The following is a 21,717-nucleotide window of genomic DNA, read 5'->3' on the forward strand; positions in this document are numbered from 1 at the left end:
GGTGCCAGAGCTTTTTGCCCTTCGCAAGTGACGACGTGATGACTAGGTTGCGAGGCGAAGGAGAAACCCATGAAAACGCTGCTCTCGATCGGTCACGGTTATTCCGCGCGGGCGCTGGCCCGGCTGCTTTTGCCCGATGGCTGGCGGATCATCGCGACGACGCGCAGTGCGGCGAAAACCGAAATGCTGCGCAGCGAAGGGGTGGAGCCGATGGTCTGGACCGGGGGGCCGCTGCCGCTGGCGGAGGCCACGCATTTGCTCACTTCCGTGGCCCCGGATGGCTCCGGTGACCCGGTTCTCGCTGCGCAGAAAGAGGCGCTTTTCGCTGCGCAGCATTTGCGCTGGGTTGGCTATCTTTCGACCGTCGGCGTCTATGGCGATCATGGCGGTGGCTGGGTGGATGAAGACACGCCCCTGACCCCCTCGACCACGCGCGGCGTGCAGCGGGTGGCGGCCGAGGCGGGCTGGCAGGCGCTGGGTCTGCCGCTGCAGATCTTCCGCCTGGCCGGGATTTACGGCCCCGGCCGTGGCCCGTTCGAGAAGGTTCGGGACGGCACCGCGCGGCTGATCCTGAAGCCCGGGCAGGTGTTCTCGCGCATCCATGTCGAGGACATCGCGCAGGTGCTGGCAGCCTCGATCGCGCAGCCGAACCCCGGGCGGGTCTACAACGTCTGCGACGACGCGCCCTCGCCGCCCGAGGATGTGCTGGCCTATGCGGCCGAGCTTCTGGGCCTGCCGCGCCCGCCCGAGGTGCCCTTTGACCCCAGCCAGATGACCCCGATGGCGGCCAGTTTCTATGCCGAAAACAAGCGGGTTCGGAACGACCGGATCAAGACGGAGCTCGGGATAACCTTGCGCTACCCCGATTTTCGCGCCGGTTTGGAAGCGATGCTTCAGGCCGGTTGAGCGATCAGCGGGCGCTCTTTCACCGGAAGGTGGACGAGCGCCGAGAAGGCCCCCATGCCGACGCCGACCCACCAGACCAGCGTGTAATCGCCCGAGATGTCGTAAAGCCGCCCGCCCAGCCAGACGCCCAGAAAGGCGCCGACCTGATGCGAGAAGAAGACGACGCCGTAAAGCGTGCCCATGTAGCGCAGCCCGTAAATCTCGGCGATCAGGCCCGAGGTCAGCGGCACCGTCGCCAGCCACAGCGCCCCCATGACGAGCGAGAACACCAGCACCGTCGCGGGCGTCATCGGCGTCAGGATGAAGGCGGCGGCGGCGATGGTGCGCAGCAGGTAAACGATGGCGAGGGCATATTTCTTCGAATAGTGCCGCCCGGCCCAGCCCGCAAAGATCGTGCCCGCGATATTGGCCAGACCGATCAGCGAGATGGCGACGGCGCCGAGGGTGGACAGGCTCTCGATCCCCACCGCGGCCAGCAGCGAGCCGGGGGGAACGGCGCCGCACATCTCGGTCACCATCGCGGGGAAATGCGCGGTGATGAAGGCGAGCTGATAGCCGCAGGAAAAGAAGCCAAGGAAGATCAGGGTGAAGGACGGATCTTTCAACGCGCGTTTCAGCACCGTGCCCATCGGCTCGCTTGTGCCGTGATGCGCGGCGCGGGCGGGGCTGCGCAGAAGCGGCAGGGCGGCCATCGCGGCAAGGATCGTGACCGAGAAGATCACGAAGACGGTCTGCCAAGGGAACTGCGACAGCAACGCCTCGGCCACCGGTGCGCCGAAGACCTGACCGGCCGAGCCTGCGGCGGTGGCGATGCCAAGCGTCAGCGAGCGATTCTCGGCCGAGGCGGCGCGGCCGACGACGGCCAGGATCACGCCAAAGCCCGTGCCTGCGATGCCGAAGCCGACGAAGATTTCCAGAAGGTCATGTTGCCAGGGCTGGGTGGCAAAGGCGGAAAGCACCAATCCCAGCGCATACATCAGCGCGCCCAGAACGATCGCCTTGCGATCGCCAAACCGCTCCGCAATCGCGCCGAAGATCGGTTGCCCGATCCCCCATGCGAGGTTCTGGATCGCGATGGCCAGCGAAAATTCCGCCCGCGGCCAGCTGAATTCGGTGGCGATCGGGATCTGGAACACCCCGAACGAGGCGCGGATGGCGAAGCCAAGCATCAAGATGATGGCGCCGCCCACAAGGACGGGGGTGATCAGGCGGGTCTGGGTCATTTGGTCTCCCTCGCAAGGCGGCCAGTTCGCCATGCGGGGGGGGCTGCGTCAATCTGTCGATTGTGCCCCGAACAATCGCGCCGCCGCCTGCCCGGCGACGCGGCCGGTGGCCAGACAGCCGGTCAGCAGATAACCGCCCGTCGGCGCCTCCCAATCCAGCATCTCGCCCGCGGCAAAGACCCCGGGCAGGGCCTTCAGTTCAAGACCGTCGGTCAGGGCGGTTTCGGCAATGCCGCCCGCCGAGGAAATCGCCTCGGCCAAGGGACGCGGGCCAAGGTGGCGCACGGGGAGCGCTTTCAGCTTGCGGGCGAGCGCGAGCGGATCGGTGGGCAGCGGCCGCCCCCATTCCTGCAACAGGGCGAGCTTCACCGGATCCAGCCGCAAAGCCTTGCGCAGACGGTTCGGCAGGCTGTCGCGCACAGGCGTGCGGGCGAGCCGATGCGCGATGTCGTCCACCCGCAGATCGGGCGCAAGGTCGAGCGACAAGGGCGCCCCATCCCGCACCAAAGCCGCAATCGCATAGATGCCGCCGCCTTCGAGCCCCCGGGCCGAGAGCACGAACTCGCCCCGGCTTGTTTGATCCGGCGTGATCAGCGCGGCCCCCTTGACCGGCTGTCCCAGATGCGCGGCCATATGGGGTGACCAGTCGACCATCAGCCCCATGTTCGCGGGCCGGAACGGTGCCAGCGTCACGCCTTTTTCGGCCAGCCACGGCACCCAGGCCGCATCCGAGCCAAGCCGCGGCCAGCTTGCGCCGCCAAGCGTCAGAACGGTCACTTTGGGAGTCAGCAGTTTCGGCCCCTCGGGCGTGTCGAAGGCGAAACCATCCCCGGCAAAGCCTGTCCAGCGCCATCGGGTGCGGACCTCCACCCCCAGATCGGCCAGCCGCCGCGCCCAGAGCCGCAGCATCGGCGAGGCTTTCATCTCGACCGGAAACACCCGCCCCGTCGAGCCGGTGAACAGATCGACGCCCAGACCGCGGGCGAAGTCCTTCACCCCCTCGGGGCCGAAACCGGCCACATGCGGGCGAATCCAGTCGGGGGAATAGGCGTCGAGAAACTGCGCCAAAGGCTCGTCGCGGGTCAGGTTCAGCCCGGATTTCCCGGCCATCAGGAATTTCCGCGCCAAGGTCGGTTTCGCCTCGGCCAGCACGACCCGGACGCCTGCGCGGGCCAATTCCTCGGCCGCCATCATGCCCCCCGGACCGCCGCCAATCACCAACGCCTGCGTCATCCGAGCTTCGCCGCCATCGAGGCCAATCGCATCAAAGCCCGTTCGATCACCGCCATCTGCGGCGCTTTCGAGGCCGAGCGCAGCGTCAGGTCGGCTTCGATCAGCACTTTCAGCGCCTCTTCGAGCCGCATCATCCCCCAGCGGCTCGCCTGCCGCTGCAACACGTCGCGGCGCGGACCGAAGACCGGCGGACGCAGCTTGCCGATGCCCGCCCCGGCCCCGCCGGGGTCCGAGGCCGCCATGTGCAAGGTGCGGAAATGCCGTGTCGCCATGATCGCCAGCGTCACCGGCTGCACGCCCTGCCCCTCGATCCGGCGCATCATCCGCGCAAGGTCCAAGGGCCGCCCGTCGGCCACCAGTTCGAGCACCTCGTCGATCTCGGCTTCGACCGTCGTGGGGGCGCAAAGCGCCACCTCGGCCGAGGTCAGGGGGCTGCTATCCCCATGTTTGTAAAGCGCGATCTTTTCGATCGTCTGGCGGAAATCGCCCGGATCGAGCGCCTTCGACAACGCCAGAACATCGGTCATCGTCTCATTCGGGATCGTCCGCAGCCCGGCCTTTTTCAGGATCTCCTCGATCTCTTCGCGGCTGGGCGGGTCGTCATAGATGCCGATCGCATAGGCGTTCGGGTGATTCTCGAAGATCTTGCGCAGGGCAGATTTCGCGGTCAGCGCGCCTGCCGTGACGATGATCTGCGCATCGCCATGCGTCCAGGCCTTCACCGCGGCGTCAAAGGCCGGGGCGGTAGTGTCGGTGGCTTCTTCGACAAAGACCACGCGCGGACCGGGAAAGAAGCCGATCTCCTTGATGCCGTCGATCACCTGCGAGGCATCCTTGCGCAGATCGGCGCCCGAAAGCCGGGTCAGCCGCATCTCGGCCTCGCCCTCGGGGCCGATCAGCGCCGCGATGACTTCCTGCCGCCGCAGCGCGACCCGCATCGCATCGGCGCCGTAGATCAGAAGCCCAAGCCGCGCCGGATCGGGTTTGCCGAAATAGCGCGTCGCGGCGATGCCGGTCAGCTTCATTTCGGCAGCGTGCTCGCCTGCGCCAGCAGACGGGTGACGATCTGATCGGCGAGCATCCGCATCAGGCGGCGATGGGCGTCATCCTCGGCCGAGGAGGTCGCGACCACCGAGCCAGAGGCCGACCACGAGGTGAAGCTGCTCACCTTGCCCGCCAGCAGCACGGCATCCGAGCGGCTGTCGTGCAGCGTGTAATCGACTTGCCCGGTCAGCGAATAGCGCGTCGTCGACCCTTCGGGCGTGATCGCCTGACCCAGCACGTCGGTGGTGACGGTGTAAGACAGCCGATACCGCGCCTTTTCGACCGGGCCGAGTCGTTCCGACAGCCGCCGCACCAGCGCGAAATCGTCGGGCGTTTGCGGCATGTCGGTTTCGACGCGGCCCAGAAGCCCGGCCGCGCCGCCCTTCGGCCCAAAGGCCGGGGTGAAGCCGCAGCCCGAAAGGGCCGCAGCGCTGATCAGAAGCAGAAAGGACCGACGGTCAGACGACCACATTGACGATGCGCCCCGGGACGACGATGAGCTTTTTCGGCTGGCCACCGGCCAGAACCTTGATCACAGTCTCGTCCGCCAGCACGAGCTTTTCAACCTCGGAAGCGGGCATGTCTTTCGGCACGACCACTTCGGCCCGACGCTTTCCGTTGATCTGAATTGGCAGCGTGACCGTGTCTTCGATCAGCATCGCCGGATCGGCCTTCGGCCAGGGCGCGCGCACCACCAGACCTTCGCCGCCCTGATGCGCCCAGACATCCTCGGCCAGATGCGGCGTCATCGGTGCCATCAGCTGGGCAAGCGTGCGCATCGCCTGTTGCCGGACCGGTTTCGAGGCATCCGATTTCGCCAGCGTGTTGGTGAATTCGTAAAGCTTCGCAATCGCCTTGTTGAAGGCGAAATTCTCGATCGAGAAGGTCACATCGGCAATCGCCCGGTGCATGGCCCGCAGCAGCGCCTCGTCCTCGCGGGGCGGCAGGTCATCGGGCAGGGTGGCGATGCGGTCGCACAGGTTCCACACGCGCGTCAGGTGCTTGCAGGCGGCCTCGGCCCCCGAAGCGGTCCATTCCACGTCGCGCTCGGGCGGGCTGTCCGACATCACGAACCAGCGCGCGGTATCGGCGCCGAATTGCGCGATGATGTTCATCGGATCGACGACGTTCTTCTTCGACTTCGACATCTTGGCCGAGGGGATGATCTCGACCTTTTCGCCCGTCGCCTTCAGCGTGCCCGCCTCGTGGTCCACGTCTTCGGGCAGGTGATAGACCGGACGGCCATTGGCGTCGCGGGTCAGGTAGATCTCGTGCGTCACCATGCCTTGGGTGAACAGCGCGTCGAAGGGCTCGATCGCTTTGGCGGGCAGGTGCCCGGTCTTCGCCATCGCGCGGGCGAAGAAGCGTGAATAGAGCAGGTGCAGAATCGCATGCTCGATGCCGCCGATATATTGATCGACGTTCATCCAGTAGTCGGCATCCTCGGCCACGGTCGGCGTCGTCGCATGCGGCGCGGTGAAGCGCGCATAATACCAGGACGAATCGACGAAGGTGTCCATCGTGTCGGTTTCCCGCCGGGCGGGGGCCCCGCAGGCCGGGCAGGTGCAGTCGCGCCAGGTCGGATGCCGGTCGAGCGGGTTGCCCGGCTTGTCGAAGGTGACATCATCGGGCAGCCGGATCGGCAGGTTCTCTTTCTTCTCGGGCACGACACCGCAGGCGGCGCAATGCACGACGGGAATCGGGCAGCCCCAGTAGCGCTGACGGGAAAGCCCCCAGTCGCGCAGGCGGTATTTCGTGACGCCGGTGCCCCAGCCTTGCGATTCTGCCACGGCGATGGCGGTGGCCACGCCCTCTTCGCCGGTTTGCACGTCCGCCCCGGCAAAGCCGCGGATGTAGCGCACGGGTTCCGATTTTTGCGGAACATAAGCTCGATTAGCGATTAGCTCCGAGGCTACCACAAATGCGGGGCGATATGGGCCTTCATCGTCTATGGCGTCATAGCCGATTCCGTTCTCCCAACCGCCTCTCAGATAGCCAGCGTCTTGTTGGGAACCAATCAAGATCGGTTCCCCCGGTACGAAGACCGGGTTGATCGGCAAGGCATATTTCGTGGCAAATTCGAAGTCGCGCTGGTCATGCGCCGGGCAGCCGAAGATGGCGCCGGTGCCGTAATCCATGAGGATGAAGTTCGCGATCCAGACCGGCAATTCCCAAGCCGGATCAAGCGGATGCTTGACACGGATGCCGGTATCAAGGCCGATCTTCTCGGCCGTCTCGATCGCTTCCTCGGTGGTGCCGCCCTTGCGGCATTGCGCGATGAACTCGGCCATTTCCGGGTTCGCCGCTTCCAGCACTTTGGCCAGCGGATGGTCGGGCGAAATGCCGACGAAGCTGGCCCCCATCAGCGTGTCAGGCCGGGTCGTGTAGACCTCGATCTGGCCGAATCCCTCGGGCGCATCGACGGTGTCGAAGCTGAATTGCAGCCCGCGCGACTGGCCGATCCAGTTCGCCTGCATCAGCCGAACCTTTTCCGGCCAGTCCTTCAGACCATCAAGCGCCGCGAGCAATTCACCCGCGTAATCCGAGATCTTGAAGAACCACTGCGTCAGTTCCTTGCGCTCGACCAGAGCACCCGAGCGCCAGCCGCGCCCGTCTTCCACCTGCTCGTTCGCCAGAACCGTCATGTCGACCGGGTCCCAGTTCACCACCGCGTTCTTGCGATAGACGAGACCCGCTTCCAGCATATCAAGGAACATCGCCTGTTGCTGGCCGTAATATTCCGGGCGACATGTGGCGATTTCGCGGCTCCAGTCGATCGACAAGCCGAGCGGCTTCATCTGGCTCTTCATTTCCAGAATGTTGTTCTCGGTCCAGTCCTTCGGATGGCCGCCCCGCTCCATCGCGGCGTTTTCCGCGGGCATCCCGAAGGCGTCCCAGCCCATCGGGTGCAACACGCTGAAACCGCAGGACATTTTATACCGCGCCACCACGTCGCCCATGGTGTAGTTGCGCACGTGGCCCATGTGGATGCGCCCCGACGGATAGGGGAACATCTCGAGCACGTAATATTTCGGCTTTGCGGGATCACGCCGCGCGGTGAAGACGCCCTCCGCCTCCCAGGCGGCTTGCCAATTCTTTTCGCTCTGGCTCGGCTCGTAACGCGACATCTGGCCCCTCGTTCGTCATCGGTCGCGGTTTGCTACACCGCGCGGGGCCGGAAGGTCCAGTGATCAGGAAAGACAAGTGACAAAATAACCCCGCCGCGGAGGGTTCCGGGCGGGGAAATCGCAGTCTTGTGACGGCTTAAAGCCCCGAGTCGCGAATCCGCAGCTGCCGGGCCCGGGTCAGGATCGCATCCTCGACCGCGCGCACGGTTTCCGGGGCCACCGCGCCACCGCGGCTTTCCAGCGACACTTTCAGCGAGCGGGCGTCAAGCGCCGGATCGGTGACATGGATCGTCGCCCGGTAGGCCTTGCCGCCGCCGGGCGGCGTGCCGTAGCCGGTGACGATCAGGCCCGAGAACGGATCGACCGATTCAATCGGCAGGAAGTCGAGCACTTCCAGCGAGGCGTTCCACAGATATTTGTTCACCGCGAGCGAGACGTTCGGGTCCTGGTTGTTCGAAAACAGGTCGAACAGCGTCGATTGCTTCGGCTGCGGGTTGAACTTGTCGAAAGCGGTTTCCTGCTTTTGCGGTGCCTTCGCGGCGCCGCCCCAGGAAAACAGCTTGCCGCTCGAGGTGCCGCCGCAACCCGCAAGGGCAAAGGCGACACCCAGCACCGCCGCGGTGCGCAGAGAGGTTGCTTTCTTCATACGATCGACTGCCCCCGCAGGCTGAACCCATTGGCTTTTCCCGTCTCTAGCCGAAGGCTGGGGGGGCGACAAGATTTTTCCCCCTTCGGGCACATGTTGCGGCGGTCACGAAGCCGTCTGCCCCCAGCGGGGCACTGTGGCAAAGCTGCACCATGCGGTTTTGCTTTGGCCGCTTCGGCCCTGTTTTCGTTGCAAAGTGCGACGTGGCGAGAGAAAAAGCCTTCATACCCAACTCGGAGTCCCCTGAGTTGGGGCTGACCTTAGCAAATGAGGGAACAAATGAAAAAGCTTCTCATCGCGACGACCGCGCTCGTCATGACCGCCGGCATGGCTGCCGCTGAAGTGAAACTCTCGGGCGACGCCCGTATGGGTGTGGCCTATGCCGGCGGCGATGGCGTCACCGACAACGAATGGAACTTCTCGAGCCGCGCTCGCGTCAAGTTCACCCTCTCGGGCACCACCGACACCGGTCTGGAATTCGGCGCGACCTTCAAAACCTCGGACCTGCGTGGCGAAGACGCCGATCCGCGCAACGGTAGCCGCGGCACCGTGTTCCTGTCGGGCGCCTTCGGCAAGGTGACCATGGGCGACGTTGCTTCGGCTCCGGAAGAACTGTTCGGCGACCTGGCCGACGTGGGCTACCTGGGCGATGACCAAGGCACCGCTGGTATCACCAATGGCGCTCTGAACACCAACGATATCCCCTATCTGACCCTCGACAACCAGACCCAATCGGCTCTGCTGTACACCTACAGCACCGGCCCGATCTCGGTCGCCGCTGCTATGTCGGATGGTTACACTGATCAGACCACCGTCGAGGAAGCCCAAGCTTACTCGGTCGCCGCCGCCTACACCTTCGGTAACTACACCGCTGGCCTCGGCTACGAAAAACTCGATGGCGTAACCGCTGCCGGCGACAAGTCGCAAACCGAACTCGCCGGCATGGCGAAATTCGGCAACACCGATGTCAAAGCCTACTACGCTGCTGGTGGCGACGAAAACCTGGTTGACTACGCTGTTGGTCTGAGCGTTGCCTCGGCGTTCAACGCGGTCACCGTCAAAGGCTACGTCCAAAAAGCCAGCCCGGTTGACGGCGCTGACATCGGCGGCGGTGCTGATGAGTCGGTCACCTGGTACGGCCTCGGCGCCGACTACGATCTGGGCGGCGGCGCGATCCTCGCGGCTGGCGTGCAAGATGACGACGTTGACGGCTCGGATCCGGTCGCCAACCTCGGCGTGAAATTCTCGTTCTGATCGTTCAGAACTTGATGGGAAAGAGCGGGCCTTGGCCCGCTCTTTTCTTTTCTGCGGGGCCGTGCTGGAGTGTGCCGCAAAGGAGATCGCCATGGGATTGATGGATATTCAGGCCCGGATCGCCGCGGCGATGCGGGCGGCCGGGCGGGCCGAGGGCTCGGTGCAGCTCATCGCCGTGTCCAAAGTGCAGCCGCCTGAGCGAGTCGAGGCGATTCTGGCTGAGGGGCAACGGCTCTTTGGCGAGAATTATGTGCAGGAGGCGGCGGGGAAATGGCCCGCATGGCGGGCGCAGTTCCCGGGCGTGGCCGTGCACATGATCGGGCCTTTGCAGACGAACAAGGCCAAGCAGGCTGTGGAGCTGTTCGAGGCGGTCCACACGCTCGACCGGCCGTCGCTGGCGACAAAGCTTGCATCGCTGGCGCAGGCGCGGGGGGCAAGCCCGGATCTGTTCGTGCAGGTCAACACCGGCGCCGAACCGCAAAAGGCAGGCGTTCTGCCCGAGATACTGGATGATTTTGTGGCCGAGGCGCGGCGGCTTGATCTGCCGGTGGTCGGATTGATGTGCATTCCGCCGGAAGCGGAAGACCCCGCCCCGCATTTCGCCATGCTGGCCGAGATGGCGGCGCGGAACGGGCTGACCGGGCTCTCGATGGGGATGAGCTCTGACTTCGAAGCGGCGATTGCCGCCGGGGCCACGCATGTGCGGGTCGGCTCGGCGATTTTCGGCGCCCGGGATTACCGGGCGAAGGCTTAAGCCTTGTCGGCGGACCGGGGCGCTGCCCCGGACCCCGAGGTATTTTTCGCAAGATGAAAGCAGGCGAGGTTCGGGATCTCGATCTCGGTGCCGGGTTTCAGATTGCGGGCGAGCTTGATCAGATCGGCACGGCGCAGCGCAAGGCAGCCCGCGGTCGGGTAGCCGAGGCGGCGGCGCTGGTGCACGAAAATTGCCGAGCCCTTGCCGGGCGTTGCGTTCGGATAGTTCCAGTCCGTCACCAGAACGATGTCGTAAAGCGGATCGCGGCGGGCCAGGCGTTCATGGCTGGCGGTGAATGGTGCCGTGATCGGCTGGTTATAGGCCGGGTGATCGGGGGCATCGCACCACAGATCCTGTGGCCCGATCGGCCTGGCCCAAGGCGCCGGGCGGGGCAGGCGGTCGGCGCGGTAAAGCAGCCCGACGATGCGCAAGCGGCCCACCGGGGTGGCGCCGTCGCCCTCGCGCTTGGCGGTGGAAAGGCCGCCGCGGCCGATCTGCACCGGATGGCGGCGGCCGTTGAACAGAAGTCCGGTGGCGGTCAGACGGATCACAGCAGGTGCCCCGATTTCGCGGCCTTGGTGGCCAGATAGGCGGCGTTATGGGCGCTTTTGCCGACCTTGAGCGGCACCCGCTCGGCCACGGCAATGCCATGAGTTTCGAGCATCCGCACCTTGGCCGGGTTGTTGGTCAGAAGTCGCACCGATTTGAACCCGAGCTTTTTCAACAGCGCTGCACCGATGCGGAAATCGCGCTCGTCATCCTCGAAGCCCAGCCGGTGGTTTGCCTCGACGGTGTCAAACCCCTGATCCTGCAAGGAATAGGCGCGCATCTTGTTCGCCAGACCGATGCCGCGGCCCTCCTGATTGAGGTAAAGCAGCACGCCCGCCCCCTCGGCCCCCATCTGATGCAGGGCAGCGTCGAGTTGCGGGCCGCAATCGCATTTCAGACTGCCCATCACGTCGCCGGTGAAACAGGCCGAATGCAGCCGTGCCAGCACGGGCTGCATCCGGTCGGGGGAGCCGATCTCGATCGCATAGTGTTCCGGCCCGCCATCATCGGGGCGGAAGATATGCAGCCGCCCCTTTTCCGCCGCCCGCATCGGCACCCGCGCCGCGGCAACGGGGGCGAAGGCGGCCTCGGAGGACAGCAGTTGCAGCACCTGCCCCGCGTCGAGCGCGGTCAGCCCCTCGGGCGCAGGCGTGGGCAGGGGGGCGAGCAGCGCGGCCGGAAGAAGTTGCGCCGTCTTGCAAAGACCGATCGCGGCCCGGGCGAGCGTGGCCTCGCCGCCGCGTTGGCTGGTGAGTGGCCCCTTCATCGGCACGCGCAGATCATCAGCCGGATCGGCCAGCGCCCGCAGCCAGCCCAGATCGGCGTCTTCGGGCACGGCGATCCGGGCGAGATCGCCATCATAGACCCGGGCCTTCAACGTCTCGGCCCGCCACGAGGTCAGCGCGAGCGTCAGCGGCCCGAGACTACGCAGGGCGCGCAGCCGCTCGGGCGAGAGTGTCTCGACGGCGACGGCCAGCACCTGCCCCGAGAGCACGACGGGAAGACCGAGCCGCAGGTCGGCGCGGGCGCGATTCACAAGTTCAAGGGCGCTCGGGCCGAGGGCGAAGGGCGTTTCCATGGCCGGAAGATAGCGGCGACTGAAACAGATTGAAACACTTCCCGCCCCTGCGTCACCCTTGCGTGAGAAAGATTTCACCTCCCTTGCCGCAGTCGTGATGAGAGTCCAGCTTGACGGAAACCGCAGCGAGACCGGGAGGCAAAGATGGCCGGGCTGAAAAAAATTCTTCTGGTGGATGACGACAGCGACCTGCGCGAGGCGCTGGCCGAGCAGCTGATCGCGACCGAGGAATTCGACGTGTTCGAGGCGGGTTCGGGCGCTGAAGGGGTCGAAAAGGCCAAGGGCGCGCTTTACGATCTGGTGATGCTCGATGTCGGCCTGCCCGATACCGATGGCCGCGAGCTGTGCAAGAAGCTGCGCAAGCAGGGGGTGAAATGCCCGATCATGATGCTGACCGGCCATGATACCGATGCCGACACGATCCTTGGGCTCGATAGCGGCGCGAATGATTACATCACAAAGCCGTTCAAGTTCCCGGTGCTGCTGGCCCGCATCCGCGCCCAGCTGCGCACGCATGAACAGTCGGAAGACGCGGTGTTCCAGCTCGGGCCGTATACGTTCAAGCCGGCGATGAAGATGCTGATCGACGCGAAAGACCGCAAGATCCGGCTGACCGAAAAGGAAACCAATATCCTGAAGTTCCTTTACCGGGCGCAGGATGGGGTGGTGGCGCGCGATGTGCTCTTGCACGAGGTCTGGGGCTACAATGCGGGCGTGACCACGCATACGCTCGAAACCCACATCTACCGCCTGCGTCAGAAGATCGAGCCCGATCCGTCGAATGCGCGGCTGCTGATCACCGAGTCCGGCGGTTACCGGCTGGTGGCCTGACACAGCTCAGGAGCGGGGGTTTCACACCCCCGCGCCCCCGTGGCGTATTTTGCCAAGGAAAGGCAGGGCTTTTTCTTGGCAAAATACGCCGGGGGGAGTCCGCTTGCGGACGGGGGCAGCGCCCCCCCTTATACCGTCGGGGTGGATCTCGTCCTCGGCTTCCTCAAGGCTGATGCCCATCGCATTCAGCCCGTCTTCAAGGTAATCAGCCAGCATCGGAATGCCGAGCAGATAGTCCTCGGTGGGGGCGGTGGCTTCGGCCTTGGCGGTCTCGAAGGCTTCGTCGAATTCCTCGGGCTCGAAGGTTTCGCGGCCGATCCACATCAGCGCGGTCAGGGCGGCCTGTTCATCTTCGTTCAGCGCCGCGATGAAGGCGCGGAGCTCGCGCGCTTGACCGGACCCCGGCACCTCGGCGTCGAATTTCCGGGCGTTGATGATCACATGGGCGATTTTCGACGGGCTGATCGGCAGCATGACACGTCCTCCTGTGGGGTCAGTCTCGCCCCGGATCGGCCGTGACGCAAGCGCCATCTCAGCTTTTGACGGGAAGCCGCAGCGGTGGTTCCGGCGCCAGCTCCTCGAAGTCGAAATTGTCGAGCCGATGCGCCCGCTTGCCCGCCTTTTCGGCAGAGGTCTTGATCTCTTCGATGTCGCGCGCGGCCATGGTGAAATGGCGATCGAGGTTCGCCACCCGTTCCCCCAGCCGCCCGACATCGCCATGCAGCGCGGCGAGTTCGCGCCGGATCGCCCCCGCCTGCGCCCGCATCCGCGCATCTTTCAGCACGGCGCGCATCGTGTGCAGCGTCGCCATGCAGGTCGTGGGCGAGACGATCCAGACCTTGGCGGCAAAGCCCTCGCGCACCAGTTCCGGGAAATTCGCGTGCAGTTCGGCGTAGACCGCTTCCGACGGCAGGAACAGAAGCGCGCCATCGGCGGTCTCGCCTTCTAGGATGTAGCGGTCGGCAATGGCGCGGATATGAGAGCGCATGGAAATCCGCATCATCCGCTGCGCCTCGATCAGCTGGCTCTGGTTTTCGGCCCGGCGCAGGGCTTCATAGGCTTCCAGCGGGAATTTGCTGTCGATCACGATCGGGCCGGGGGGATGGGGCAGATGGATCAGGCAATCGGCGCGGCGTCCGTTCGAAAGCGCCGCCTGCATCGTATAGGAATCGCGCGGCAGCGCCTTTTGCACGATGTCATGCAGTTGGATTTCCCCAAAGGCGCCGCGGGTCTGCTTGTTCGAGAGAATATCCTGTAGCCCGAGCACGTTGCCCGAGAGCTTCTCGATATTCGCCTGCGCCTTGTCGATCGCGGCCAGCCGCTGTTGCAGATCGCCCAAGCTGCGCGCCGTGCGGGTGGCCGAGCCGTGCAGGCTTTCGGTCATCGCGCGGTTCACCTCGGCCAGCCGGGCTTCCATCAGTTGCAGCATCCGGCTTTGGCTCGCTGCCTGCGCCTCCGACACATGATGCAGCCCGCCTGCCAGCTGGTGTTGCCCATCCGAGAGCGCCTGCACCCGTTGCGCCAGATGCAGAAGGTTGCCCGCGAGCGGATCGAGCGCTTTTGCCGCGCGCAGGGACGCCCGCAGCATCAGAAGGACGAGCACCAGCAGCACCGCCGCCGCGCCCAAGGCACCCTGCACCAGGGGGTCGTGCAGGTCGATCACATGCGCGCCGATCTGGATCATGTCCGGCCGAACAGCCGTTCGATGTCGGAGAGTTTCAGCTCGACATAGGTCGGGCGGCCGTGGTTGCATTGGCCCGAGAGCGGGGTGGCTTCCATCTCGCGCAGAAGGGCGTTCATTTCCTCGACCCGCATCTGCCGACCGGATCGGATCGAGCCGTGGCAGGACATCCGCGACAGAACCGCGTCGATCTTCGATTGCAGCCGCAGGCTGTCGCCCTGATCGGCGAGTTCATCAAGGATATCCCGCAGCAAAGCCGCCGCGTTGATTTCGCCAAGGATCGCGGGGGTTTCGCGCACGGCGATGGCACTGCCGCCGAAGGGCTCGATCGCAAGGCCAAGCCGGTGCAGATCGTCGGCGACGTCCAGCAGCCGGGCGGCATCGGCAGCGGAAAGTTCGACGATTTCGGGTATCAGGAGCGCCTGCGCCGCGATGCCCTTTTCCGCGCTTTGCGCCTTCAGCCGTTCATAGACCAGCCGTTCATGCGCGGCGTGCTGATCGACGATCACCATGCCGCGCTCGGTCTGGGCGATGATGTAGTTTTCGTGCAGTTGCGCCCGCGCGGCGCCGAGCGGGCGGTGGACCAGCTCCGCCGTCTCGGGCGGCGGCGTCTCGACCCGGGCCGAGGGGGCAAAGGGCGCGGTGTAGCTTTGCGGAGCCTCGTCAAAACTGGCAAGCGGCATCTGCGCGGCAAAGGCGTTGCGGATCGCGCCGTAACTGGGCCGCTCCATCTGATAGATCCGCGGCTGCGCCGGTTCGGGTTGCATCGCGCCCAAAGTCGCGGTGGCGACGGTCGAGGACGAGCGATGCCCCGATTGCGCCAGTGCGTGGCGGATGCCGGTGACGATCAGCCCGCGCGGCACGCCCGCCTCGCGGAAGCGAACCTCGGCCTTGGCCGGATGAACGTTCACATCGACCGACTCGGGATCGCAGGTCAGGAACAGCACGGCGGCCGGGTGGCGGTCGCGGCTGAGCACATCCATGTAGGCTGCCTTGAGTGCGCCCAGCAGCATCTTGTCCCGCACCGGACGGCCGTTGACGAACAGGAACTGCTCGATCGCCGCGCCGCGGGAATAGGTGGGCAGGGCGGCATAGCCGGTCAGCCGGATGCCTTCGCGTTCGGCATCCAAAGGCACGGCATTGTCGGCGAAGGCGCGGCCAAGGATGCGACCCAACCGGCCCGACAAGGCGCCGAAGAGTTCGCCCTGTTCGGCATCGGCGCGGAACAGTTCCCGCGTCTCGGTCCCCGCGATCTCGCGCAGGGTGAAGCTGACATAGGGCTCTGCCATCGCCAAGCGCTTCACCGTGTCGGCGATCGCCTGCGCCTCGGTCCGGTCGGTGCGCAGGAATTTCAGCCGGGCGGGGGTGGCATAGAACAGGTCGCGCAGCTCGACCACGGTGCCGCGATTGAGCGCCGCCGGTTTTACCGCGCCGATCTTGCCACCCGAAACGCTGATCTGCGCCGCCTCATAGCCCTCGGCGCGCGAGGTGATCGTCAGCCGCCCGACCGCGCCAAGCGAGGGTAGCGCCTCGCCGCGAAAGCCGAAGGTGTGGATGTTCAAAAGGTCCGAGCCGTCGATCTTCGAGGTGGCATGACGTGAAAGCGCCAGGGGCAGGTCTTCGGCACTCATGCCGCAGCCGTCGTCACTGATGCGGATCAGCGTCTTGCCGCCGTCGGCATAGGCGACCTCGATCCGTGTCGCCCCGGCATCGAGTGCGTTTTCGACCAGTTCCTTCACCGCCGAGGCGGGCCGTTCCACAACCTCGCCCGCCGCGATGCGGTTGGCGGCGGCTTCGTCAAGCTGGCGGATCACCGGGCGGGATGCGCCCATTTGGGGGGGCTGTGCGTTCATTCCACAAGGGATAGCACAGCCCGAAACCGAGCCCAACAGATTCGGGCGTTACTTCAGCCCCTCGGGTTGCCCGACGACGACAAAGCGCAGCCCATCCGCCTTCATCAACCGCTTCGCCACGCGGGCGATGTCGTCTTTCGTCACCGCATTGACCTTGTCGTTGCGGGTGTTGATGTAATCGACGGGCATCCCGTTCAACTGCATCCCCGCCAGAATGTCGGCAATATTGCCGTTGCCGTCAAAGCGCAGCGGATAGGCGCCGGTCAGATAGGTCTTCGCATCGGCGAGTTCGCGGTCCGAGACCTTGCCGGTCGCGGCCTTCGCCCATTCCTTCTTCACGATCTCGACCGCTTCGGCGACCTTGCCATTGGCCGACGCAAAGCTGCCCTGCCAGGTCTCGGCCAGATCCTTTGGCACCAGATAGGTGTAGATCCCATAGGTCAGGCCGCGCTTCTCGCGCACCTCTTCCATCAGGCGCGAGGAAAAGCCGCCCGCCCCAAGGATCTCGTTGAAGACATAGGCGGGGAAGAAATCCGGGTCCGACATCGCCAGACCCTGCTCGCCAAAGATCACGGTGGCCTGCGGCGTGTCGAAGGGCACGACAGTGACACCACCGGAAATCTGCAGATCGGCGCGCGGCGGCAGGGGGGCGCCGGTGGCGGGCAGATCGCCCAGCAGCTTGTCGAGCAGCGGGCCGAGGTCCGTGGGGGTGATGTCGCCCACGGCGGAAACCACCAGTCGGTCGCGGGCCATCACCCGGGCCTTGGCGGCGAACATGTCCTCGCGCGTCAGCGCCTGCACGCTATCGACCGTGCCATTGAGCGACGTTCCATAGGGATGATCGCCGTAAGCCAGCTTGCGGAAGGTCTCGCCCGCGATCTCGTTCGGGTCCTGCGCATTCGAGGCGATGATCGAAAGCACCTGCCCCCGCACCCGATCGACCGAGGCCTGATCGAAATGCGGGTCGGAGAGCGCGCCATGCAGCAGCTCGACCGCCTTGTCGCGGTTTTCCGTCAGCATCCGCGCGGAAATGCTCAGCGTGTCATCATCGACGTCGAATTTGAAACTGGTGGCCAAAGCCTCCTGCGCGGCGGCAAAGCCCTGACTGTCGAGATCGGCCGAGCCTTCCTCGAGCGTCGCCGTCATCAGATTGATCGCGCCGCGCTTGCCCGGCTCGTCCAGACTGGCCCCGCCGCGGAAGCGGATTTCCAGCGCGGTGAAGGGGATGTCATGCGCCTCGACCAGCCAGGCCTTGATGCCGCCGGGCGAGGTGACTTCGGTGATTTCGATCGCCTGCGCGGGCAGGGCAGAGAGCAGCGCGAGCGCAACCGCGGCGATCACGCGAAAGGGGGCGCGAAGGATCATTTCGTGGCCTCCGGGGTCAGGGAGGGTTCAGCGTCGGCTTGCGCCTGGGCGCCGCCCTCGGGTTCTGCAAAGACGGTCACCGCTTGCGCCGGATCGAACAGCGCCTTCGCCGCCGCCATCACATCGTCGGGGGTGACCGACATCAGCACATCAGGCCAGGCCGCGATGTCGTCGATCGAGAAGCCCGAGGCCAGCGCTTCGCCGTAACGCTGCGCCAGCGCCTCGGTATCGTCCTGTTCGTAGATCTGGCTGGCGCGGATCTGCGTGCGGATGCGCTCGAACTGCGCCGGATCGATGCCGTCCTTGAAGAAATCGGCCAGCGCCTTGTCGAGCGCGGCTTCGGCCCGGGGCAGGTCGACATCCTTCGCAGGCATCACGGCCAGCGAGAAGGTGGTCTTGTCGATCGACATGCCGTCATAGCCCGCCGAGACATGGATCGCATCGCCCGCCTCGAACACCAGTTTGCGGCCGAGAACCGAGGTGGCCATGTTGCCGCCCAGCAGTTCCGCCAGAATCGTCAGCGCGGCCGCCTGCTTCTGATCGCCGGGGTTGCGCTCGGGCGCCAGATAGCTGCGCATCACATAGGGCTGGGCGATGCGGGGATCGCGATAGACCATTCGCCGCTCGGCCAGTTGCGGCGGCTCTTGAGGGCGCACGCGGGCGGGAATGTCGGCCGAGGGCGCCAGCGGGCCATAGTAGGTCTCGGCCAGCTTCTTCACCTGATCGGGCGTCACATCGCCCGCCACCACCAGCACCGCATCGTTCGGCGCGTAATAGCGGCGATACCATGCCAGAGCGTCGTCGCGGGTCAGCTCCTCCATCTCCTGGCGCCAGCCGATCACCGGCGTGCCATAGGGGCTGTTGAGGAATTGCGCCGCCCGCATCTGTTCGCCCAGAAGCGCCGAAGGATCGCTGTCGGTGCGCTGGGCGCGTTCCTCCAGAATCACCTCGCGCTCGGTCTTCCAGTCGTCCGGCGAGATCCGCAGGTTGCGCATCCGGTCGGCTTCCATCTTCATCACCAGCTCCAGCCGGTCGGCGGCGATGCGCTGGTAATAGGCGGTGTAATCATAGCTGGTGAAGGCATTGTCCGAGCCGCCATTCGCGGCCACGACCTTCGACAATTCCCCCCGCCGCCATCGTGTCGGTGCCCTTGAACATCAGGTGTTCAAGGTAATGGGCAATGCCCGACTTGCCGCGGAGCTCGTCGGCAGAGCCCGGCCTTGTACCAGACCATCTGCACGACGACCGGGGCGCGGTGATCCTCGATCACCACGGCTTCAAGGCCGTTTGGCAGGGTAAAATGGGTTACCGGCGCGGCTGAAGCGCCAAAAGCCGTCGCCGTCAGGAACAGTCCGGCAAGCATCGTGCGCATGGGCACCTCCGTCGATCTGGCGTCAGGGTAGCCCCGCCGTTGCCACAAACAACCGTGACCGCGCGGCACTGACGCAGGTTTGATCGGCCGTTACGGCAGCGATTTCTGTGCCTTGCCCGAGGGTGGGGCCGCCGGTGTGCGCAGGCCGAGCTGGCGCCAACGGTCGAGTTCGGCCTTCTGGTCAAGCGACATCGGCCGATAGGCCTTGAGGTAGACGTTGATGTTGAACAGCCGCTCAAGCAGGCGGCCGTCATGCTTGCGCCGCCACTCGAGATCTTCGGCGGCGAGCTGATCGCGGATCTTGCCATCGACGCCGAAGCGGTCGGCATGGGACAAAAGCCCACCATCGCCCGCACTGCGCCCCTTGGCAGTTACCCGTTCTGGGTTGCCACCAAGCGCCGCCACCGCATCGGCCTGCGGGGTGGGATCGGTGATGTTCGCCCCGCCGGGCGTCGGCGCGGGCAGCTCGGTCAGGCTGTCGGGCATCGCGAGCGGCTTGGTCGGCAGGATGCCGAATTCATCCGGGCCCGAGGTGGTCGAGCGCAGGTGCATCAGCTCGGGTTGCTTGTCCTTCGCGCCGCCGCAGCCGCCAAGAGCCAGCGCCGTCACCAGCGCAATCCCGAGCGTTCCAGACACCGATCGCATGCAGCACCCCATCGTCGTTTGTCCCGTCTTAGCCGATCACTCTGCGCGCGTCACGCCGAAAGGCGTCACGCCCGGCCGGACTTGCCCTCTCCGGTGAACAGCACCAGACCCGCCGCGCCAAGGAAGATGGCGATATCGGCGACGTTGAAGGAAAAGGGGTTGTCCCAGAACGGCGCCGAGACATTGAGGAAATCGGCGACCGCGCCATAGGCGATGCGGTCGATCACGTTTCCGAGCGCACCGCCGATCAGAAGACCCGCCGCCAGCTGTACCCGGCCTTCTTGCGGGCGCCGGGTCACCCAATGCCAGACCCAGGCCGAAATCGCCAGCGCCATCCCCACAAGGGCCCAGCGGGTGATTTCATCCTCGCCCGAGAACAGGCCGAAGTTGATCCCCCGGTTCCAGGCCATGCGCAGGTTGAACCACGGCGGCAGCACCGCCATCTGTCCGATCCGGTCAAGCCCGAGCCCCTGCACGACCAGGAATTTCGATCCCTGATCGAGCAGCAGCACGAAGGCCGCGATCCGCGCCATCAGTCGCATCGTTCCTGAGCCTCAGTGCCGGAAGTGGCGCATGCCGGTGAAGACCATCGCCAGACCGCGCTCGTTCGCGGCGTCGATCACGTCCTGATCGCGCATCGAACCGCCGGGCTGGATGATCGCCGTCGCGCCCGCTTCGGCCGCGGTGATCAGACCGTCGGCAAAGGGGAAGAACGCGTCGGACGCCACGACCGAGCCTTTGGTCAGCGGCCCGGGCAGGCCCATCACTTCGGCCATGTCCTCGGCCTTGCGGGCGGCGATCCGGGTGCTGTCGACGCGGCTCATCTGGCCCGCGCCGACGCCGACGGTGGCGCCGTCCTTGACGTAGATGATCGCGTTCGACTTGACGTGCTTGGCGACCTTCCACGCAAACAGCAGGTCTCTCAGCTCCTGTTCCGAGGGCGCGCGCTTGGTGACGACCTTCAGATCATCCATCGAGATCGCGCCATTGTCCTTGCCCTGAACAAGGAAGCCGCCCGCCACCTGCCGGAAGCTGGTGATCGCGGCTTTCGGGTCGGGCAGGGCGCCCGTGGTCAAGAGGCGCAGGTTCTTCTTCGCGGCAAAGATCGCCTTGGCCTCGTCGCTCGCTTCGGGGGCGATGACGACTTCGGTGAAGATCTTGCAGATTTCTTCCGCCGTCGCCGCGTCGAGCGTCTGGTTCAGCGCGATGATCCCGCCAAAGGCCGAGGTGCGGTCGCAGTCAAACGCCCGGGTATAGGCTTCGAGCATCGTCTTGCCGGTCGCGACGCCGCAGGGGTTGGCGTGCTTGATGATCGCGCAGGCCGGGGCCTCGGTCGGGAATTCCGCCACCAGCTCGAAAGCCGCGTCGGTGTCGTTGATATTGTTGTAGCTCAGTTCCTTGCCCTGATGCTGCTTCGCCGTCGCCACGCCCGGACGGTTCGAGCCGTCCAGATAGAAGGCCGCAGACTGATGCGGGTTCTCGCCGTAGCGCAGGGTCTGCGCGATGGTCCCGGCAAAGGCGCGGCGGCGCGGCGCTTCCTCGCCGATTGCCTGCGCCATCCAGGTCGAGACGGCGGCATCATAGGCGGCGGTGCGGGCATAGGCGATCTGCGCCAGCCGCTGGCGGAAGGCGAGCGTCGTCTTGCCGTCGTTGGCATCGAGTTCCGCCAGCACGGCGGCGTAATCCTCGACGTCGACCACGGTCGCGACGAAGGCATGGTTCTTCGAGGCCGCGCGGATCATCGCCGGGCCGCCGATGTCGATATTCTCGATGCAGTCGTCATAGTCGCCGCCCTTGGCCACGGTGGCCTCGAACGGGTAGAGGTTGACGACGAGCAGATCGATCACCTCGATGCCGTGGGTTTCCATCGCGGTCAGGTGCTCGGTATTGTCGCGCAGCGCCAGCAGACCGCCATGCACCTTCGGATGCAGCGTCTTCACCCGGCCGTCCATCATCTCGGGAAAGCCCGTCACTTCCGACACGTCGCGCACGCTCAGGCCAGCTTCGCGCAGCGTCTTCGCCGTGCCGCCGGTCGAGAGCAGCTCGACCCCGCGCGCGGCCAGCGCACGGGCGAAATCGACCAGACCGGTCTTGTCGGAAACCGAAAGCAGGGCACGGGTGAGCGGAACGGGACGGGTCACGAGACTTTCCTTCT

The 21,717-nt window shown here is 65.5% G+C and carries 19 protein-coding genes and 1 pseudogene; 4 read left to right on the forward strand and 16 right to left on the reverse strand.

What is annotated here, in order from left to right; all coding sequences use genetic code 11:
* Positions 1-69: 69 nt before the first annotated feature.
* Positions 70-906 (forward strand): SDR family oxidoreductase, encoded by an 837-nt coding sequence (locus ACTTAI_RS01920; RefSeq protein ID WP_444453867.1) that lies wholly within the window; start codon positions 70-72, stop codon positions 904-906.
* On the opposite strand, the gene ACTTAI_RS01925 is transcribed toward ACTTAI_RS01920, so the two are convergent.
* The 6 genes from ACTTAI_RS01925 to ACTTAI_RS01950 all read right to left on the reverse strand — a co-directional run bounded on the left by ACTTAI_RS01925 (position 894) and on the right by ACTTAI_RS01950 (position 8,180).
* Positions 894-2,129, reverse strand: a complete 1,236-nt coding sequence (locus ACTTAI_RS01925; protein WP_444453869.1) for an MFS transporter — start codon at positions 2,127-2,129, stop codon at positions 894-896. The two genes, ACTTAI_RS01920 and ACTTAI_RS01925, sit on opposite strands and share 13 nt — an antisense overlap.
* 48 nt (positions 2,130-2,177) lie before the next feature.
* Entirely contained in the window at positions 2,178-3,362 is a 1,185-nt protein-coding gene (locus ACTTAI_RS01930; protein WP_444453871.1) for a TIGR03862 family flavoprotein, read from the reverse strand.
* Complete coding sequence (gene holA, locus ACTTAI_RS01935) at positions 3,359-4,387, reverse strand: DNA polymerase III subunit delta (RefSeq protein ID WP_444453873.1); 1,029 nt, start codon at positions 4,385-4,387, stop codon at positions 3,359-3,361. The genes ACTTAI_RS01930 and holA overlap by 4 nt, the downstream gene beginning before the upstream one ends.
* Entirely contained in the window at positions 4,384-4,878 is a 495-nt protein-coding gene (gene lptE, locus ACTTAI_RS01940; protein ID WP_444453874.1) for an LPS assembly lipoprotein LptE, read from the reverse strand. Before lptE ends, holA begins: the two co-directional genes overlap by 4 nt.
* Entirely contained in the window at positions 4,865-7,534 is a 2,670-nt protein-coding gene (locus tag ACTTAI_RS01945; RefSeq protein ID WP_444453876.1) for a leucine--tRNA ligase, read from the reverse strand. The genes lptE and ACTTAI_RS01945 overlap by 14 nt, the downstream gene beginning before the upstream one ends.
* Before the next feature lie 136 nt (positions 7,535-7,670).
* Positions 7,671-8,180, reverse strand: coding sequence for a DUF3576 domain-containing protein (locus ACTTAI_RS01950; RefSeq protein WP_444453878.1), 510 nt, complete (start codon positions 8,178-8,180; stop codon positions 7,671-7,673).
* Positions 8,181-8,459: 279 nt separating this feature from the next.
* Between ACTTAI_RS01950 and ACTTAI_RS01955 the strand changes: the two genes are divergently transcribed.
* Positions 8,460-9,434 (forward strand): porin, encoded by a 975-nt coding sequence (locus tag ACTTAI_RS01955; protein ID WP_444453880.1) that lies wholly within the window; start codon positions 8,460-8,462, stop codon positions 9,432-9,434.
* Between the two features lie 91 nt (positions 9,435-9,525).
* Positions 9,526-10,188: a YggS family pyridoxal phosphate-dependent enzyme gene (locus ACTTAI_RS01960; protein ID WP_444453882.1), complete on the forward strand. Its 663-nt coding sequence runs from the start codon at positions 9,526-9,528 to the stop codon at positions 10,186-10,188.
* On the opposite strand, the gene ACTTAI_RS01965 is transcribed toward ACTTAI_RS01960, so the two are convergent.
* Positions 10,185-10,739, reverse strand: coding sequence for a L,D-transpeptidase family protein (locus tag ACTTAI_RS01965; protein WP_444453884.1), 555 nt, complete (start codon positions 10,737-10,739; stop codon positions 10,185-10,187). The two genes, ACTTAI_RS01960 and ACTTAI_RS01965, sit on opposite strands and share 4 nt — an antisense overlap.
* Positions 10,736-11,815, reverse strand: a complete 1,080-nt coding sequence (gene ribA, locus ACTTAI_RS01970; protein WP_444453885.1) for a GTP cyclohydrolase II — start codon at positions 11,813-11,815, stop codon at positions 10,736-10,738. The genes ACTTAI_RS01965 and ribA overlap by 4 nt, the downstream gene beginning before the upstream one ends.
* A 144-nt stretch (positions 11,816-11,959) precedes the next feature.
* Here ribA and ACTTAI_RS01975 point away from each other — a divergent pair, with 144 nt between their 5' ends.
* The gene (locus ACTTAI_RS01975; protein WP_013066010.1) at positions 11,960-12,646 is read left to right on the forward strand and encodes a response regulator transcription factor; all 687 of its coding nucleotides are present in this window, start codon (positions 11,960-11,962) and stop codon (positions 12,644-12,646) included.
* Between the two features lie 21 nt (positions 12,647-12,667).
* On the opposite strand, the gene ACTTAI_RS01980 is transcribed toward ACTTAI_RS01975, so the two are convergent.
* From ACTTAI_RS01980 to purH, 8 genes and pseudogenes are all read right to left on the reverse strand, one after another.
* On the reverse strand, positions 12,668-13,120 hold the full coding sequence (locus ACTTAI_RS01980) for a DUF3775 domain-containing protein (RefSeq protein ID WP_444453887.1): 453 nt from the start codon (positions 13,118-13,120) through the stop codon (positions 12,668-12,670).
* Positions 13,121-13,178: 58 nt separating this feature from the next.
* Positions 13,179-14,330, reverse strand: coding sequence for a DNA recombination protein RmuC (locus tag ACTTAI_RS01985; RefSeq protein WP_444453889.1), 1,152 nt, complete (start codon positions 14,328-14,330; stop codon positions 13,179-13,181).
* Positions 14,327-16,180 carry a DNA mismatch repair endonuclease MutL gene (gene mutL, locus ACTTAI_RS01990; protein ID WP_444453891.1) on the reverse strand — a complete coding sequence of 618 codons (1,854 nt, stop codon included), beginning with the start codon at positions 16,178-16,180 and terminating at the stop codon, positions 14,327-14,329. The genes ACTTAI_RS01985 and mutL overlap by 4 nt, the downstream gene beginning before the upstream one ends.
* Positions 16,181-16,228: 48 nt before the next feature.
* Entirely contained in the window at positions 16,229-17,545 is a 1,317-nt protein-coding gene (locus tag ACTTAI_RS01995; protein ID WP_444453893.1) for a M16 family metallopeptidase, read from the reverse strand.
* A pseudogene (locus ACTTAI_RS02000) lies at positions 17,542-18,917 on the reverse strand (M16 family metallopeptidase). The gene ACTTAI_RS01995 and the pseudogene ACTTAI_RS02000 overlap by 4 nt, the downstream one beginning before the upstream one ends.
* Positions 18,918-19,007: 90 nt before the next feature.
* A complete protein-coding gene (locus ACTTAI_RS02005; protein WP_444453894.1) occupies positions 19,008-19,562 on the reverse strand; it encodes a DUF3035 domain-containing protein in 555 nt (184 codons plus the stop codon).
* 65 nt (positions 19,563-19,627) lie between these two features.
* The gene (gene lspA / locus ACTTAI_RS02010; protein ID WP_444453896.1) at positions 19,628-20,095 is read right to left on the reverse strand and encodes a signal peptidase II; all 468 of its coding nucleotides are present in this window, start codon (positions 20,093-20,095) and stop codon (positions 19,628-19,630) included.
* A gap of 21 nt (positions 20,096-20,116) precedes the next feature.
* Positions 20,117-21,703, reverse strand: a complete 1,587-nt coding sequence (purH, locus tag ACTTAI_RS02015; protein WP_444453898.1) for a bifunctional phosphoribosylaminoimidazolecarboxamide formyltransferase/IMP cyclohydrolase — start codon at positions 21,701-21,703, stop codon at positions 20,117-20,119.
* Positions 21,704-21,717 lie beyond the last annotated feature (14 nt).

The organism is Rhodobacter capsulatus, from assembly GCF_052363175.1.
GTDB lineage: Bacteria > Pseudomonadota > Alphaproteobacteria > Rhodobacterales > Rhodobacteraceae > Rhodobacter > Rhodobacter capsulatus_D.